Genomic DNA, 15,825 nt, shown 5'->3' on the forward strand with positions numbered 1-15,825 from the left:
TTTCAGGGAAATCTGCTTAATTTGTCGAGGAAGTGTAATGAGAGGATATAAAAAAAGCTGCCAGTGACGGCAGCTTTTTTCCACTTAATTTTCTGTGTTGATATTAAGTTTTCCATTCGCAGTTTTTCTTGTTTCATTTCCATAATCATCTCGTACGATCACTTCTACTTTTGCTCCTTTTGCTTTAATAGAAGAAGTGGCTGTCCAATAGCCTTCATATCTTCCCGGAGAAATTTCTCTTAACGGGAGCTCGGTGGCGTTTTGCACACTCACTCTTGCATTTGTCAACGGCATACGAATGATAAACGTTGCATCTAAATCCTCAGCGCTTGAGAAAGCGATTTTCACAGATTCACCGGCTTTTAAGTTTTTATCCTCTCCCGGAATTAAGCCGGAAATGACAGGCTTGTCAAAGTTGACATCAATGACTGTCTTTTTCGTCGTTTTGTTGCCTGCAAGGTCTGTAGCAATCACCTTGATTTCATTTCTTCCATTATCCAAAAGAATACGGGCTGAGTATGAACCATCAGCTACTGTTGCTTTTTTGCCATTCACCTTGACGTCTTTCAGATTGTCATCGGATACAGCCCCTTTGACAGTCAGCGTTTCTTTATTTGTTTTCTCGCCATCCTTTGGATTGTCCAGTGTTAATTCAGGCTTTTCTTGATCAAGCGTGACCGTGATTGGGCTGGAGGCATCCGTTGCTCCGTTATCTGTTGATGCAGTTGCTGTCAGCTTATTTTCGCCCTTGCTGAGTGTGATGCCTGTCTGGAACGTGCCGTCCGCGGCAGTTTTTGTTTCTCCTGCTTCTTTCTCTTCATTATAAATGTGTACCGTTGTACCAGGTGAAGCTTTTCCTTTTACAGTGACGTTCTCCTTATTTGTGTATGACTTGTCTGTCGGTGAAGTAATCTCAGGCACAGCAGCTTCGTAATCAACTAATGCGCGAATCATATAGTTGCCGTCTGCTTCGTCACCCGGCTCCCATTTTCCACCTATATACTGCCAGTTGCGGCCGGAATTCTTGCCGGTTTCATCCATTGCCAGTCCAGGTGAATACGGGTCAGGTTTCGACTGGATATATACGAGATAAAAGTCTTTATCGACCATAATCCCTTTTGAACTGAGATCTACCTTAGTCCACTCGCCATTGCGAAGAGCTTCAGCGTTAAATGGCCCGGCAATTTTCTTGCCCGGTGCTCCGTCTTTTCCTGTAGCATCGTATACCTCAACCTTAAACTCTGTACCGCCTGGATCTGGGAACTCTGTATCCCAGAATCTAAACAGTCCTCCTGTAAGCATGCCTTTGTCCTTGCCGTCAGCCAGCGTCATTTTTACCGCCCATCCGTTACCGGCAGCAAAATAAGAATTGGCATTCTCGGCTGTCCCGTCATCATATGCAATTTCACCTGGATAACCAACGAAAGGCTTCAATGCAGTTTCTTTTGTAACATTACCTTTTAACTCAACGGAAAATTCATCGCTGTAATAACCCGGTGCAGCGACTTTAATCGTATAAGAGCCTTCATAGGCCTCGAGCGTATATTCACCTTTGTCGTTCGTCGTAGCCGGTTCAACCGCAGCATCCTCTACAACATAAATGGAAGCGCCTTTTACCGGCTCTTTTGTCGTTTTATTGATAACCGTACCTTTTAATGTGCCCTTCTTCATTTCTTCTAACGTAAAATTAGCTTGTGTCGTCTGGTCCGCCTGCAGAGACACTTTTTGTGTTTTCGATTGATAACCGTATGCTTCTGCAATAAGCGTATAGTCTCCCGCTTTGTGCGTCAGCGTGTACCGCCCTGTGGATTGATCGGAATATGTTGATTTTCCTGTTTCCACTACACTGACTTGTGCCCTGAGCGGCAAAACTTGCGGCTGTATAGCTTTACTCTCGTTTTTTAAAGCTGTATGTTGAGATGGCTTTGCTTTTTTCGGATTTACTGCCTTTTTCTTTTGTTTTCCAGACGGCTTTTCGACGCCCAGCTTATTCTTTTTGGCTGTTTTTCCGGCTGATTTGTCAGAAAGCGCTACATCATCAATGTACCAGCCCTCTTTGTTAATACTTTCATCTGATTGTAGGTTAAACATCACTTGAATGTTTTGGCCTTTATAAGCCGATAAATCAATTTCTTCATCCGTCCAGCTTGATGTCTTTCCATTATAAACACCGGCCTGCTCCCAATTCTTTTCTCCCTCAGGCAGAACAAAAACGTAGCCGTAATCAAAGGCATCCTCTAAATTGTGCCAGCTTTTAAATTGAAGAAACAGATTTCCTGAATCAGGAACTTTAACAGGAGGCATAACAAGGTTCATGTTTGCCGAGTTGGCATAATTCCCCGCCAGATTTGTTCCATATACTTTTTCTCCGGATGCTGCTGTATTTGGGCCAGTTGACGGAACGCCCCATTCCCAGTTATTATTTGTTCCGCTTGCAAGCCAGCCGCCGGCTGCAGTTTCAAAATCCTGCTTATATCCCACCGTAATACTTGGTTTCACTGTTATATCATATATATCAGACGAAACCATATGTCCGCCAAAATCCTGAATGATCCACTTATAGCTTAGCTTAGTTCCTTTGATGTCTGGAATCTCTGCCTGATACGTTCCTTTTAGATGATCACCACTGATTCGTTTAGCCGTTACTTCTGTCCATTCACCTTGATCAAGCTTGTAGGACAGTTTTACAGATGTCACACTCACATTGTCTTCAGCTGTTATAGTCAGCGGCAGGCTGCCACCTTCATACGCTTCTGTAACTTTCTCATGCTGGAAGACAGGAGGCTCTTGATCATCCCCCTCTACAGAAACTTGTCCTTCTGCTTTGCCTAACCCATCTGTGACAGCGGATACAGCATCAAAAGCGTTCACCAAACCATGGCCATATCCGTTATTCGGAGAATCAGGGAATGTTGAATCTGTCAGCGGTTCAGCCGTGCTGGTTAATATATCCTCCATCTCATCGACAGAAAGTGAGGCATCCGCCTGTTTCAGCAGTGCAGCAACAGCGGATACATGCGGCCCTGCCATTGATGTGCCGTCCCATCCGTCCTCATATGTCTGACCGGGAACGGATGAACGAATATTTACGCCCGGTGCAGAAATTTCCGGCTTTATTTCATCATATGGAGATGGCCCTTGAAGAGAAAAGTCAGCGAGCTTTTTATTGATATCAGTCGCTCCAGTTGCAAACGATTCCGGATAGTTTGCAGGGTTTGCGATAGATCCAGGCCCGCCAGGAATAAAGAGATCTGTATTCCCCGCAGAAAACTCAGGGAAAATGTCGGCCGCACGCCAGGCATTGACCATGTCTCTATACCATTCATCAAGTCCTGAGCCTCCGCCCCATGAGTTATTGACAACATCAGGAGCCATTTCCGGGTGAGGGTTGCCCTCTGCGTCCTTTGGTGCTAAAACCCATTCACCAGCTTCCAAAATGTCAGCATCAGTGCCGCCATCTTCCGAGAACGCTTTAACAGCGATCCATTTTGCGCCAGGCGCTACACCGATTTGATTTGTTTCATCAGGTTCAGATCCCACCATCGTACCTGTCATATGGGTTCCGTGAGCCAAATCATCATAAGGGCTTGCCCCGCCTGCTACAGCATCATACCAGTTCATTTCATTTTCAGGCTCATCGGGATTTTCCGGGTTATATCCGCGATATTTCTCTTTTAATGCCGGATGGTTCCATTCCACACCGGTATCAATAGAGGCAACAACTGTACCAGTTCCATCGTATCCAAGCGCCCAGGCTTTTGGAGCATCGATTTGGTCGACATTCCATTCCACACCGTCAGTTGCTTTAACTGCTTTTTGCGCTTTTTTCATATTAAATGGGGAGGATGACTTAAAAAGCTGCCGTTTCTCATTAGGAAGCACTTTTTCCACTTCAGGAAACTGTGCCACTTTTTCCATAACCTCTTTTGAGGCATGAACAGCAATCCCGTTCACCACATAATAAGAATGAATCTGGTCTGCATTTCCTTTATTTTTCTGGGTGTTCAAGTATGTTAGGACGTCTTGCTGGGATACATCGGCTGTGACTTTTAAAGATGACACAACGGCAGAGCGCTTTTGATATTCCGTTTTAGCCGCAGACAGCTTCTTCGATTTCGCTTTTTTAACAGCCGCTTTTGCCGCTTTTTCTGTGTCGGCCTGATCTTTAAATTTAATCAGAAAGGTCGTTTTGTCTTTCTTTTTAAAGCTTTTCTTTAATGAACTCGAGATCTTGTTTTGAATGGATTCCGCAGATTGAAGCTCCTTTTTAACAGAAGCTGAGGTGACTTTGCTGCTTGCCCCGGCTGCTCCCGGAAACAGCAGTGAACTAATGACAACCGTACTTAAAACAGAGCTGATGAGTCTGTTTTTCGTTTTTTTCCTCATTTTCATCCCCCTTTTTCAACATGCTTTGTAAAAAATATGTCGTCCCTCCTTTTAAAAATGAATGGTTTGTCAGAACATCGCTGTATGTTAACTGTAGACAATCTAAATTACAGATATTGTCGTTTCATGTCAGCTAATTTCCATATATATGAAAATGATAAAATTGTCACGAAAATAAATAGGTCTATTCATCTATTTCATTACTAAACGAAGGAGGTAATAGGGAAAAAGGCTATATAAGAAGAAAGTTTGATGAGAAAAACAAAAAGGACAAAATCGAAAACGATTTTGTCCTTTACATTAGCCGCGTTTATTACGGTTTCTTAAGAATGTCGGGATGTCAAGCGTATCATCAGCCGGCTGTGAAGTATGACGGCTTACTGTGTTCTGCTGCTGAGGCTCCTCACGTTTGGGCTCACGCTTTGGAACACTTTGATTGTGTGTTTTGATGCTTTGATTTAAGCCTGGGCGCTGAGGCTTCGTCACGTCCTTTTCTTGTTCAATAAAGCCCGTTGCAATCACTGTCACCACAATCTCATCTTTTAGATTTTCATTAATAACAGAACCGAAAATCATGTTTACGTCTTGATCAGACGCCGAAGCGACAATGTCTGCTGCTTCCTGAACTTCATATAGGCTGAGGTTTGTTCCCCCAGTGATGTTCATGAGAACGCCTTGCGCACCGTCAATGGCCGCTTCAAGAAGCGGGCTGGAAATGGCTTTTTTCGCTGCCTCTGCCGCACGGTTTTCCCCGGTAGCAATACCGATACCCATCAAAGCAGATCCTTTGTTTGACATGATCGTTTTCACATCAGCAAAGTCAAGGTTGATAAGACCAGGTGTAGCAATCAAGTCAGAAATACCTTGGACCCCTTGGCGGAGTACGTTATCCGCTTCACGGAATGCTTCAAGCATCGGTGTGTTTTTATCAACAATTTCAAGGATACGGTCGTTCGGGATCACAATCAGTGTATCCACCGCTTCTTTCATTGCCGAGATTCCGCCTGCAGCCTGAAGCTGTCTTTTGCGTCCTTCGAAGGTAAACGGTCTTGTTACAACTCCGACTGTTAATGCGCCTAAGTCTTTAGCGATTTGTGCGATAACCGGTGCGGCACCTGTTCCTGTTCCGCCGCCCATACCAGCTGTCACGAATACCATGTCAGCGCCTTTTAACGCTTCTTCAATCTGTTCTTTGCTTTCTTCAGCGGCTTTTTTTCCGACTTCTGGATTCGCACCTGCTCCCAATCCTCTAGTCAGCTTTGCGCCGATTTGCATTTTCACTTCTGCTTTTGACAGGTTAAGAGCTTGAGCGTCCGTATTTACCGCGATGTACTCTACTCCTTGCACTTCATTTTCAATCATTCGGTTAACGGCGTTGTTACCGCCGCCTCCTACTCCGATTACTTTAATTGATGCTAAGCCGTCTATGTTTGTTTCGAACTCCAACATGCTAAATCCTCCTAATCTGCCGAATGACTATCTATCTATTCCCAAAACATGCTTAATAGTTTTTTCATTTTGCTCTGTTTATTATGTTCGGCTTGTGTTTTTTGTTTTCCTTTTGGCCGCTGCTGCACCTCATTTTGATGATGATGCTGCTCTTGTTCCTCAGATGATGAGACTGCGATTTCCTGTATCGCTTCTTCAGGCATCTTAAAGCCTATTTTTCTGCCTTGGATTCTTGCATTCCGGCAGGCGAATTGGATCAGGCCCACTCCCGTCATGTATTGAGGATCTCTTACACCGATATAATTCGGGCTTGCCACCCTGACATTGTTTTGCAGCACATCCTGTGCCAAAGACATGACACCCGGCATTGCCGCTTGTCCTCCTGTCAGCACGAAGCCTCCCGGCAGATCGGTAATTCCCATACTGCGAAGCTCTTCTGAAACAATTTCAAGAATTTCTTCTACTCTCGCTTCAATGATATTCGCTGCTTCTTGCTGTGTGAATGTTTGTTTTTGATTGGTGCCTATAACGGTTACCTCAAATACTTCATCCTCCGAGGCTTCGTCATAGTAGGCATGTCCAAATTGTTTTTTCACGCGTTCTGCTTCTTCTGTTGACGTTCTCAATCCGATGGAGATATCTTTGGTGATATTTTCGCCTCCGAGAGGAATGACACGGGTAGAAGTGAGATGTCCGTTCTGGAATACGGCAATGGTTGTTGACCCTCCCCCTATATCAATGAGAGCCACACCAAGGTTTTTCTCGTCCTTTGATAATGCAGCAGAACCGGCTGCCAGCGGCTGAAGACAAATATCAGTTATTTCAATACCAGCTCTTTCAACACAGCGGAGTAAATTATGTAAGATTGTTTTTGAACCGGTGATCAAGGTGCCCTCTACTTCTAAACGCACACCCAGCATTTTTTTCGGGTCGGTGATTTCATCTCTTCCATCTACGATAAACTGTTTAGGAATGACGTCGACAATCAGCTGTTCGTGCGGTACTGAAACAACCTGTGCCGCCTCCATGACACGGCGTACATCTTCAACCTGAATTTCTTTATTTTCACTGGAAACTGCTACAACACCGTTAGTATCTTGAATATTGATATAATTTCCATTAACGCCGACAATAGCTTTTCTAAGCGGAAAACCTACCATTCTTTCAGCTTGGTCAAACGCTTTTCTTATAGAATGAACGGTCTCATCTATATCAACGATTGAGCCTTTTTTCAACCCTTCAGACGGTACATTTCCCACACCGATAATATTAAGGGAATCATCTGTCATTTCTCCGACGATCACTTTTGTATTGGACGTACCGATGTCAAGACTGACGTAAAGTTCATTGTTGTTCATTCTATGGCACCTCCTCACATTTCGATCATTTCTATTCTATTATTTGCGGAACAACAATACAATGAATGTGGCTTTACAAGTGTGTAACAAAAAATAACAACAGAATATTTTTATGTGCTATTCACATTTTATGTTTATTGAAAATATTCGTTATATCCTATGTATATCCTCTTTTATATCACATTTTTTTTATTTTTTTTAGAAAGAGTCCACTTTGTTAGTAGATTTCTTCTGATAACGGCTATATTCTGAAATAATCTGACTCCAAAAGCGAATATACCTGCTAAATACAAGTCTACACCAAGATGGACTCCCAGAAAAGCTAAACTTATTGCCAATATAATATTAAAAAAGAAACCGGAAACAAATACCATTTCATCATATGTACCTTGTAAATGCGCCCTGATTCCGCCGATTAATGTATCAAGTGCTGCAAGCACCGCAAGCGATAAATAGTTTGAGTATTCACTCGGTATCGTTAAGTTTGTCATCAGTCCAATCGCTATTCCGAGCACCAGTCCCAATACGGGCAGCCACATGACAATTCTCCTCCTTTTCAGTCTTTAAGCAGTTTCAGCTGTTGTACGTCTAATGGTCTGTCATATGCTTTTAATGTTAGTTTGCTTTCAGATTTACCGGCTTTTAATGCTAAATTTTCAGATGCAAAAAGATCCTCAAGGCCTGACCCCTTCACTCTGCTGTACAACATGTCCGGATCTTTGGCAAGCACTTTTACTGTTAAAGGATAATCGTCAAGAGCGTACCCGTCTATTTTTGTTGTGCCGTTGATATCTCTGATGACTGTATGATTCACAACTCTTCGCTCGTTAATTGAGATATGCTCTGCACCGAAGAAGTTGAGTTCATTCATCAGCTTTTTCAGCAAATCCGGAGGCGGATTTTCGATCGCCTCTCCTGTTAAGCTTTCAGAAAAAAGCGGGGAAATAGTGATGACAATTCCGCTACCTGTTATATCGGTCATACCGGCTGTTTTTTTTAAGGTTTGCAAGGTATTATTGAGCGCGGTTTCTTTTGTCATTTCTTTCGTTTGCGAATAGCTATTCAGCAGTTTATCATATTTGTTTATTTCAGCCAGCAGCTTTTCCTGCTTCTTCTGCTCTGATGTCAGCTCTTCCCTAATGTCCCACATATCTCTTGTATCCCGGACTTGAGGGTGTTTTAATGAATTAAACTGAACAGAAATCATCAGGCCGAAGATGACCATAAGCACACTGATGCTTATGAAGGAACGCTTTATTTTCAATCTGTTTCACCCGCTTTTTCAGTCATTCCTTCGTTTTCAGAATCGGTTTCATTTGTACGTTTTTCTCTTTTTCTGCCGAAACAGAAATATGATCCAGTGACAGCTGATCGATCAGGCCTCCTGCGATATTTAACGAAGGCAGAAGGACATCCGGATCTCCAATAGCAGATATCGTAAACGGAGCGGGATGCTGCACCCCGTCTACCGTTACAACAGGACCATTGCACTTGATATAAGAATCATGCGTCAACCGCTGTCCATTTACGGCGACGGCAGCTGCTCCCGAGATATACAGTTCGTTTACCACTTGGAAGATATGGCTTTCGTGAACGATATAACTGTTCACATTCTCCCCTTCCGGTATGTATGACGCATCTTCCAATGTCACCTCAACGCCTTCTCCCTGCACACCGACTTCCCCAATATACATCCTGTATTTTTCTGTATCTTCGAGGACGTTATAGTATTCCGTCTTCTCTTTCTTCAGCTTATTTTCCGCCTGGCGGACTTTGTTTTGCTTTTGATATAATTCTTTTTCAAGCTTCCTATTTTCTTTCTCTTGTTTCAGAAGTTCATCTCTTAGTGCATATTCTTTTTTCCACTCTTCCGTCTCAGCCGCGCTTTTGTTGTTTTCTTTTGTCATTTGAAAAGAAAATGAAATCAAAAAGCCTGCAATAAGCATAATCAAGGAAAGAAGGACTGCTGATTTGCCCCTCAATTTTCATCTTCCTTTTTGGCAGCTTTATCGTTTTTTCCGAACTCTTCAAAATAGGTGGCAACTTCTAAATGAATAATTCCTTTTTTATTGCTGCTAAGCTGTGAAATGATAGAAGGATACGTCTTCATTCGGTCTGCAAAGGTTTTAATAGACGCGGTGACAACATAACCGTCGTTCATGTACAACTTAATACGGTTTTCATCCATTTTTACAGGCGTATAATAAATTTCTGAAATCGACTGTTTTAGCGAATTTGACAGCTCATCAAGCTGCTTGGCCATTTGAGAGCGTTTCTTCGCGTTTGTCCAATTCACCAAAATCGGCCCGGCATCATCCGGTGTTACTTCATTTGGCAGAACTGAGCCGTTTTCAAGCACTTCGTAGTACACATCGTCTTTTTCTAAATAAGCAATCGCTTTATATTCTTCGATTGCAATGTTGATTTTATTAGGAAGCGATTTGCTGATCTCCGCTTTTTTCACTAATTTATTTTGCTGAATCTTCTTTTCTGTTTTTTGCTTGTCCAAACTCCAAAACTCAGTATCTCCGCTGTTAATATCGGAAAGGTCGATAATTTCCTTTTTAGATACATTTTCATTCCCAGTAACAGAGATTGTTGATACTTTACTGATTGGCGTTTGCAGGTACACAATGACCAGCACCATAATAAAAAAGAGCATAATAAATGAAATGAGACGGCGGTTTGCCTTCTGTTTCCTCTGCTCTTTAATTTTAGGGATCCGCTCTTCAATGTTAACGATTTTTTCTCGGTCTTGACCCGGGTTCATTGCCTGTTCACCTCATTCAAATGAAACAGCTGTTAAAAGTCTGTCTATTCCAAAACAAACGGCATGCTATGATGCCGTTTGTCGTTTGCTTACAGTATATCATATGAACAGCTTCAGTCAGAACTTGAATCAGTGATTTTCGCCGATGATTTCAACCTCTGTGTGCATATCAATCTCGTATTTTTCACGGATTGTCTTTTTCACATGGTCAATAAGATCAAGTACATCTTTTGCTGATGCTCCCCCCGCATTGACGATAAAGTTTCCGTGCATCTCCGATATCTTTGCACCGCCGATTTGATATCCTTTCAAGCCTGCTTTTTCAACAAGGTTCCCGGCATGATTCGGAAGCGGATTTCTAAAGATGCTTCCCGCACATGGGCTTGAATACGGCTGTGTATTTTTTCTATAGTCTTTATTGCTTTGCATTTGCTGAACGATTGATTCCTTATCCTTCTGCTCCAGCTTCAAAACAGCTTCAAGGCAAACGCCCGGGCGTTTCTTTTGCAATACAGATGTCCTGTAGCTGAAATCCATCTGTTCATTTGTCAGCCACTCAATCGTGCCGTCTTCAAATAAAATGTGCGCTTTGACGAGGATCTCGCTCATATCAGAACCGTGAGCGCCGGCATTCATATAAACCGCGCCGCCGACTGATCCTGGAATACCGGCAGCAAATTCCAAACCGGACAGGCCTTTTTTGCTCAATGATGTAGCAAGGCGGACCACTGAATAACCGCCTCCGACTGTTACTTGTTCCCCTTCAAGCTCCAAGTGGTCAAGACCCGCGCCCAGCTTAATCACTACGCCTCTTATTCCTTCGTCTAAAACAAGAAGATTTGATCCGCGTCCGATGACTGTCCACTTCACATCATATTTTTTAATCACGTCCATGATGTCTTTAACAGCATCTACACTGCTTGGAATGACCAATACATCCGCAGGTCCGCCGATTTTCATTGTTGTATGATTCGCGAGCGGTTCATTTGCAAGAACCTTGCCGACTTCGCGTTCTTTTAATTCCTGTATCACTTTCTCCATCGTAAACCTCCGCATTCCATTTGCTTTTCTATTATTTTTTCAATTCCTCGAGTACGCTGTATAGACGGGCAGCCGCGTCAGGAACACCGAGTGACTTTGTTCGTTCGCTCATTTCCTTTAACGTTTGCTCATTCAGTACAATCCGGTCTAGCGCTTCAATCAGCTTCTCCCCGCTGAGCTCTGTTTCTTTCAGTACAATCGCCGCATCATGCTGGCCGAGAGATCTCGCATTGACCTCCTGGTGGTTCGCTGTCACGTATGGGCTCGGGATCAGAACACTTGGAATTCCAAGAGCAGTAATTTCGGCAATCGTAGTCGCACCGGCTCTGGCCACAATGACATCAATGGCCTTTAAATACTCCGGCATTTGATGAAGAAACGGCTTTGTGACCATATTATCAGCTGCACCATTGCTTTTCAGCTCATTCATTACTTTTTCATAGTGAACTTCACCGGTGATATACAGCACTTGGTAGTCTCTTGTTTTTAACTCATCCTGCATCTCAATGACAGCGCGGTTAATCGGTGCTGCACCCCTGCTTCCGCCAAAGATTAAAACGGTTTTTTTCTCTTCAGAAAGCCCAAATTCAGCCATTGATCGGCCCGTCTTTATTGAGACGACTTCAGAAGCTCTCGGGTTTCCCGTAAATACAACTTTCTCTCTAGGAAAATGTGATTTTGCTTCTTCAAAACAAATCGCTACCTTATTAACATATTTTGAAAGAAACTTATTTGTGATGCCCGGCAGGCTGTTTTGCTCATGGACAATAGTCGGAATTCCCATTTTCGCAGCGGCATAGACCACCGGCCCGCATACATAACCGCCCGTTCCAATCACGGCATCGGGCTTAAATTCCGCTAAATATGATTTGCTCTTTTTGACGCCCTTTAGAAAACGCATCACAGTCTTGACGTTTTCAAATGACAGCTTTCTTTTAAATCCTGTAATTTCAATTGACCGAAACGGTATATTCTCCCGCTCAACGATTTTTTTCTCCAGCCCGTTTTCTGTTCCGATATATAAAAATTCTACATTAGGATGACGTCTTTGCACTTCTTTAATAAAAGCAAGCGCGGGATAAATATGTCCCCCTGTACCGCCTCCGCTTATTGCAATTCGCATATCTTTTCCCCCAGTCTAAGTTTCTCTATAACATAACGATAACCCTGTTTTGTTGGACAGGGTTATCGCATCAATTGTTTCCTAGCTTCCTGTTAGACAGGGCGCTTGGCAAAACATTCGTTAATACCTCGAGTAGCGGCTTACATTCAGCAGCACCCCGACTGCCATCAGCATCAGAGTCAATGAAGAGCCTCCGTAGCTCAGAAACGGGAGCGTGATGCCCGTTACCGGAATCAGGCCCGTGACTACGCCGATATTGATCATGACTTGAATAGCAATCATTGAAATAATACCGACTGCGACAAAGCTTCCGTACAGATCAGGCGCACCAAGCGCAATTCTGATTCCTCTCCAAAGCAGGACGCTGAAGAGGAGCAAAATAAGTGTTCCCCCGATAAAGCCCAGCTCCTCTGACAAGATGGCGAAAATAAAGTCTGTTTGCGGCTCAGGCAGATAAAAAAACTTCTGTCTGCTTTGTCCGAGTCCCATTCCGAACAATCCGCCGGGCCCCACTGCATAAAGCGATTGAATGATCTGAAATCCGCTTCCGAGCGGATCTTCCCATGGATTTAAGTATGAGGTAATCCGCTTAATCCGATATGGAGCCGATAGGACGAGCCCGACAAATCCGCTGAGGCCGATCAGCCCGAGAAAGACGAAATGGGCGATCCGCGCGCCGGCTACAAAAATCATGACAATACAAGTTCCGACCATTACTGTCCCCGTTCCGAGGTCAGGCTGGCACATAATAATCAAAAATGCTGAAAACACGATGCCAAGTGCAGGGATGAACCCCCGTCTGAACGATGTGATGTTTTTTTGTTTTTCAGAGAGAAATTTAGCAAGGAATGCAATCATCGCAAGCTTCATAAACTCTGAAGGCTGTATGCTGAATGCTCCGACTCCGATCCAGCTTCTTGAACCGTTCCGCACCATTCCGACGCCCGGTATTAAAACAAGCACCAGAAGGAAAAAGCAGATAACCATCAGCAATTTGGACCATGTCCTCCAAGTCCAATAATCGACATTCATGATAAAAAACATAGCTATGACGCCGATTCCCGCAAATAAAAGCTGCCGTTTCGCAAAAAAGAATGAGTCATCAAATTTATAATCCGCCCATACCGCACTCGCACTGTACACCATAATTAATCCGATTGTTAATAATAATAACGTAATGATGACCAATAACAAATCAGGCGATGTTTTTTTAGTAGTCAAAGCAATCGACACCCCAAGCTTAAAGTCATTAGGGCTGCCGATTCACTTCAAGACAAGCCCTTACTTAAGCATATGCACGGCATCTATAAACATGTCACCGCGTTCTTCAAATGTTTTGAATTGATCCCAGCTCGCACACGCGGGTGACAGCAGGATGACATCTCCTTCATTTGAGATCGCAAACGCCGCAGATACTGCTTGTTCAACATTATCGACACGTTTGACATGTTGTATTCCCAGCTCATTGCCGAGTTTCTCAAGTTTTGGCGCCGTCTGGCCAAATGTAAGCACTGCTTTGACATGCTTCATATAAGGTTTCAAGTCATCAAAACCATTTCCGCGATCCAGTCCGCCCGCAAGCAGAATGACCGGCTTATCGAAAGCTGATAGCGCCTTGCTTGTCGCCAAAATGTTTGTTGCTTTACTGTCGTTATAAAATTTGCGGCCATTCACTGTCGTCACATATTGGAGGCGGTGCTTCACGCCAGTAAAGCTTGTCAGCACTTTTTTAACCGCCTCATTGGATGCACCTGCCGTTTTCACAACTGCAATCGCTGCTAAAATGTTCTCCAGGTTATGAGCGCCGGGCAGGACAACCTCTTCCAGAGGAAGAATGGCTTCGCCGTTAAACATAATCATACTGTCTTTTACGTAAGCGCCCTGTTCAAGCGTTTTGCTGACTGAAAATGGGACTGTTTCGGCTTTTCCAGCTTCAGCAAGACGCACAACCGTGTCATCATCTTGGTTGACAATGGCTTTATCTGAGGCAGTCTGATGAAGATACACTTTCTGTTTCGCTTTTTCATAGTTTTCCCGTGTATGGTGATAATCCAAATGGGCGTCAAATACATTTAAAATCAGGCTGATTTCCGGTCTGAAAGCGTGTGTTCCCATCAGCTGGAACGAAGACAGTTCAGTAACGATCCATTCGTCCCCATCAGCATGATAGGCAACCTCACTTGCGACTGTGCCGATGTTTCCGGCAATCAGTGCTTTTTGCGAGTCAGCTTTGAGCATTTCGTAAATCAGTGTTGTCGTGGTTGTTTTACCGTTCGATCCGGTAATTCCGATAAACTTGGCGTTTGTCAGGTAGTAAGCGAGCTCAATTTCCGTCCAAACCGGAATGCCTCTTTTCTCCGCTTCCTGAACCATAATGTTTTCATAAGGAATTCCCGGGTTTTTGATCAGAATCGTGATTTGATGCTGATCGAACAGAGAAACTGGATGCTCTCCGCAAACCACTTCGATTCCTTTTTCAGAGAGCTTTTGTGCCGGTTCGTTTTCTTCAAAAGGCTTTTGGTCATTGACTGCAACATAACTGCCTTTTTCATGAAGAATGGAGGCCGCCGCATACCCGCTTTTCGCAAGCCCAAGGATTAAAAAATGCTGATTCTGTAAAAATTGATCATTTTCCACTTATAACCACACCTCGATGTAAATTCCTAAAACGGCAAGCAACAGTCCCGCAGCCCAAAACGTCACGACTACTCTCCATTCAGACCAGCCAACAAGCTCGTAATGGTGATGAAGCGGACTCATTTTGAAAATTCGTTTACCTGTCGTTTTAAAGCTGATGACCTGCAGAATAACAGATAATGTCTCAATAACGAATACACCGCCAATGATAACCAGCAGGATCTCTAATTTCGTTAAAATGGCAATGGTAACGATGGCTCCTCCCAATGCAAGCGATCCCGTATCTCCCATAAACACTTTGGCCGGATGAGCATTAAATACAAGGAAGCCCAGAACTGCGCCGACAACGGCCACTGAGAAAATCGCTACGTCATATTGAGACTGATTCCATGCCAGAATGGCAAAGGCGCCAAAAGCAATCGCCGCAGTACCGGATAATAAGCCGTCAAGGCCGTCAGTCAGGTTAACTGCATTTGATCCGCCGACAAGCATAAAGAGCACCAGAATAAAGTAAGCCCAGCCTAGATCAAATGATAAGTCAGTTCCAGGAACGCGAATATCTGTCGCAAAATTGTAGTAATGGTACACCGCATAAAATACAACTGCAATAATAATTTGGCCGATCAGCTTTTGCTTTGATGTCAATCCAAGGTTGCGCTTCATGACAACCTTGATGTAATCATCTAAAAAGCCAAGCAATCCATAGCCGAGCGTAACAAACAGAAGCAGCACCATTTCGGGGCTTATTTCTGAAAACTTCTGTGTCATCACAATAGTTGTCACTATGATAGAAAGTATAATCATGACCCCGCCCATTGTCGGTGTCCCTGATTTTTTCTGATGTGATTTCGGTCCTTCTTCTCTAATACTCTGGCCGAATTTTAATCTTCTTAAAAACGGAATAAGAATCGGAGAGAGCAGAACACTAATTAAAAAACCCATTAAAATTGTAAACAGAATGACTTGCTCAAGCATTGTCCTTTTCTCCTCCTGTTTCTTTCAAACGACATACGTAGTTATCATATTCATGATTTTTTTCCATATGAAAAATCTTTTCAAGC

Annotated in this window: 12 protein-coding genes; all 12 read right to left on the bottom strand. The window is 43.5% G+C overall.

Annotated features, from left to right (window positions below; translation table 11 throughout):
- Positions 1 to 84 precede the first annotated feature (84 nt).
- Complete coding sequence (locus tag BFW96_RS04715) at positions 85 to 4,386, bottom strand: bacillopeptidase F (protein ID WP_069838799.1); 4,302 nt, start codon at positions 4,384 to 4,386, stop codon at positions 85 to 87.
- A 300-nt stretch (positions 4,387 to 4,686) separates the two neighbouring features.
- Positions 4,687 to 5,835 carry a cell division protein FtsZ gene (ftsZ, locus tag BFW96_RS04720; protein WP_014663893.1) on the bottom strand — a complete coding sequence of 383 codons (1,149 nt, stop codon included), beginning with the start codon at positions 5,833 to 5,835 and terminating at the stop codon, positions 4,687 to 4,689.
- A 35-nt stretch (positions 5,836 to 5,870) separates the two neighbouring features.
- Complete coding sequence (gene ftsA, locus BFW96_RS04725; RefSeq protein ID WP_003238682.1) at positions 5,871 to 7,193, bottom strand: cell division protein FtsA; 1,323 nt, start codon at positions 7,191 to 7,193, stop codon at positions 5,871 to 5,873.
- 173 nt (positions 7,194 to 7,366) lie between these two features.
- On the bottom strand, positions 7,367 to 7,732 hold the full coding sequence (locus BFW96_RS04730; RefSeq protein WP_003238683.1) for a small basic family protein: 366 nt from the start codon (positions 7,730 to 7,732) through the stop codon (positions 7,367 to 7,369).
- 17 nt (positions 7,733 to 7,749) lie between these two features.
- Entirely contained in the window at positions 7,750 to 8,457 is a 708-nt protein-coding gene (locus tag BFW96_RS04735) for a DUF881 domain-containing protein (protein WP_041521328.1), read from the bottom strand.
- Positions 8,458 to 8,479: 22 nt separating this feature from the next.
- On the bottom strand, positions 8,480 to 9,175 hold the full coding sequence (locus BFW96_RS04740; RefSeq protein ID WP_014663891.1) for a DUF881 domain-containing protein: 696 nt from the start codon (positions 9,173 to 9,175) through the stop codon (positions 8,480 to 8,482).
- A complete protein-coding gene (divIB, locus tag BFW96_RS04745; protein ID WP_014663890.1) occupies positions 9,172 to 9,963 on the bottom strand; it encodes a cell division protein DivIB in 792 nt (263 codons plus the stop codon). The genes BFW96_RS04740 and divIB overlap by 4 nt, the downstream gene beginning before the upstream one ends.
- A gap of 129 nt (positions 9,964 to 10,092) precedes the next feature.
- The gene (murB, locus tag BFW96_RS04750) at positions 10,093 to 11,004 is read right to left on the bottom strand and encodes a UDP-N-acetylmuramate dehydrogenase (protein WP_069838800.1); all 912 of its coding nucleotides are present in this window, start codon (positions 11,002 to 11,004) and stop codon (positions 10,093 to 10,095) included.
- 31 nt (positions 11,005 to 11,035) lie between these two features.
- On the bottom strand, positions 11,036 to 12,127 hold the full coding sequence (gene murG, locus BFW96_RS04755) for an undecaprenyldiphospho-muramoylpentapeptide beta-N-acetylglucosaminyltransferase (RefSeq protein WP_069838801.1): 1,092 nt from the start codon (positions 12,125 to 12,127) through the stop codon (positions 11,036 to 11,038).
- A gap of 120 nt (positions 12,128 to 12,247) precedes the next feature.
- Positions 12,248 to 13,348 carry a stage V sporulation protein E gene (gene spoVE, locus BFW96_RS04760; RefSeq protein ID WP_014663887.1) on the bottom strand — a complete coding sequence of 367 codons (1,101 nt, stop codon included), beginning with the start codon at positions 13,346 to 13,348 and terminating at the stop codon, positions 12,248 to 12,250.
- A gap of 60 nt (positions 13,349 to 13,408) precedes the next feature.
- A complete protein-coding gene (gene murD / locus BFW96_RS04765) occupies positions 13,409 to 14,764 on the bottom strand; it encodes a UDP-N-acetylmuramoyl-L-alanine--D-glutamate ligase (protein WP_069149558.1) in 1,356 nt (451 codons plus the stop codon).
- The gene (mraY, locus tag BFW96_RS04770; protein WP_003238695.1) at positions 14,765 to 15,739 is read right to left on the bottom strand and encodes a phospho-N-acetylmuramoyl-pentapeptide-transferase; all 975 of its coding nucleotides are present in this window, start codon (positions 15,737 to 15,739) and stop codon (positions 14,765 to 14,767) included.
- Positions 15,740 to 15,825 lie beyond the last annotated feature (86 nt).

Source organism: Bacillus sp. F56, from assembly GCF_001748205.1.
GTDB classification, from domain to species: Bacteria; Bacillota; Bacilli; order Bacillales; family Bacillaceae; genus Bacillus; species Bacillus stercoris.

What these genes read in the sequence shown, in the direction of transcription:
- mraY (WP_003238695.1), bottom strand. Translation starts at nt 15,739, where the DNA reads ATGCTTGAGCAAGTCATTCTGTTTACAATTTTAATGGGTTTTTTAATT.
- divIB (WP_014663890.1), bottom strand. Translation starts at nt 9,963, where the DNA reads ATGAACCCGGGTCAAGACCGAGAAAAAATCGTTAACATTGAAGAGCGG.
- ftsA (WP_003238682.1), bottom strand. Translation starts at nt 7,193, where the DNA reads ATGAACAACAATGAACTTTACGTCAGTCTTGACATCGGTACGTCCAAT.
- murB (WP_069838800.1), bottom strand. Translation starts at nt 11,004, where the DNA reads ATGGAGAAAGTGATACAGGAATTAAAAGAACGCGAAGTCGGCAAGGTT.
- ftsZ (WP_014663893.1), bottom strand. Translation starts at nt 5,835, where the DNA reads ATGTTGGAGTTCGAAACAAACATAGACGGCTTAGCATCAATTAAAGTA.
- BFW96_RS04715 (WP_069838799.1), bottom strand. Translation starts at nt 4,386, where the DNA reads ATGAGGAAAAAAACGAAAAACAGACTCATCAGCTCTGTTTTAAGTACG.
- BFW96_RS04730 (WP_003238683.1), bottom strand. Translation starts at nt 7,732, where the DNA reads ATGTGGCTGCCCGTATTGGGACTGGTGCTCGGAATAGCGATTGGACTG.
- murG (WP_069838801.1), bottom strand. Translation starts at nt 12,127, where the DNA reads ATGCGAATTGCAATAAGCGGAGGCGGTACAGGGGGACATATTTATCCC.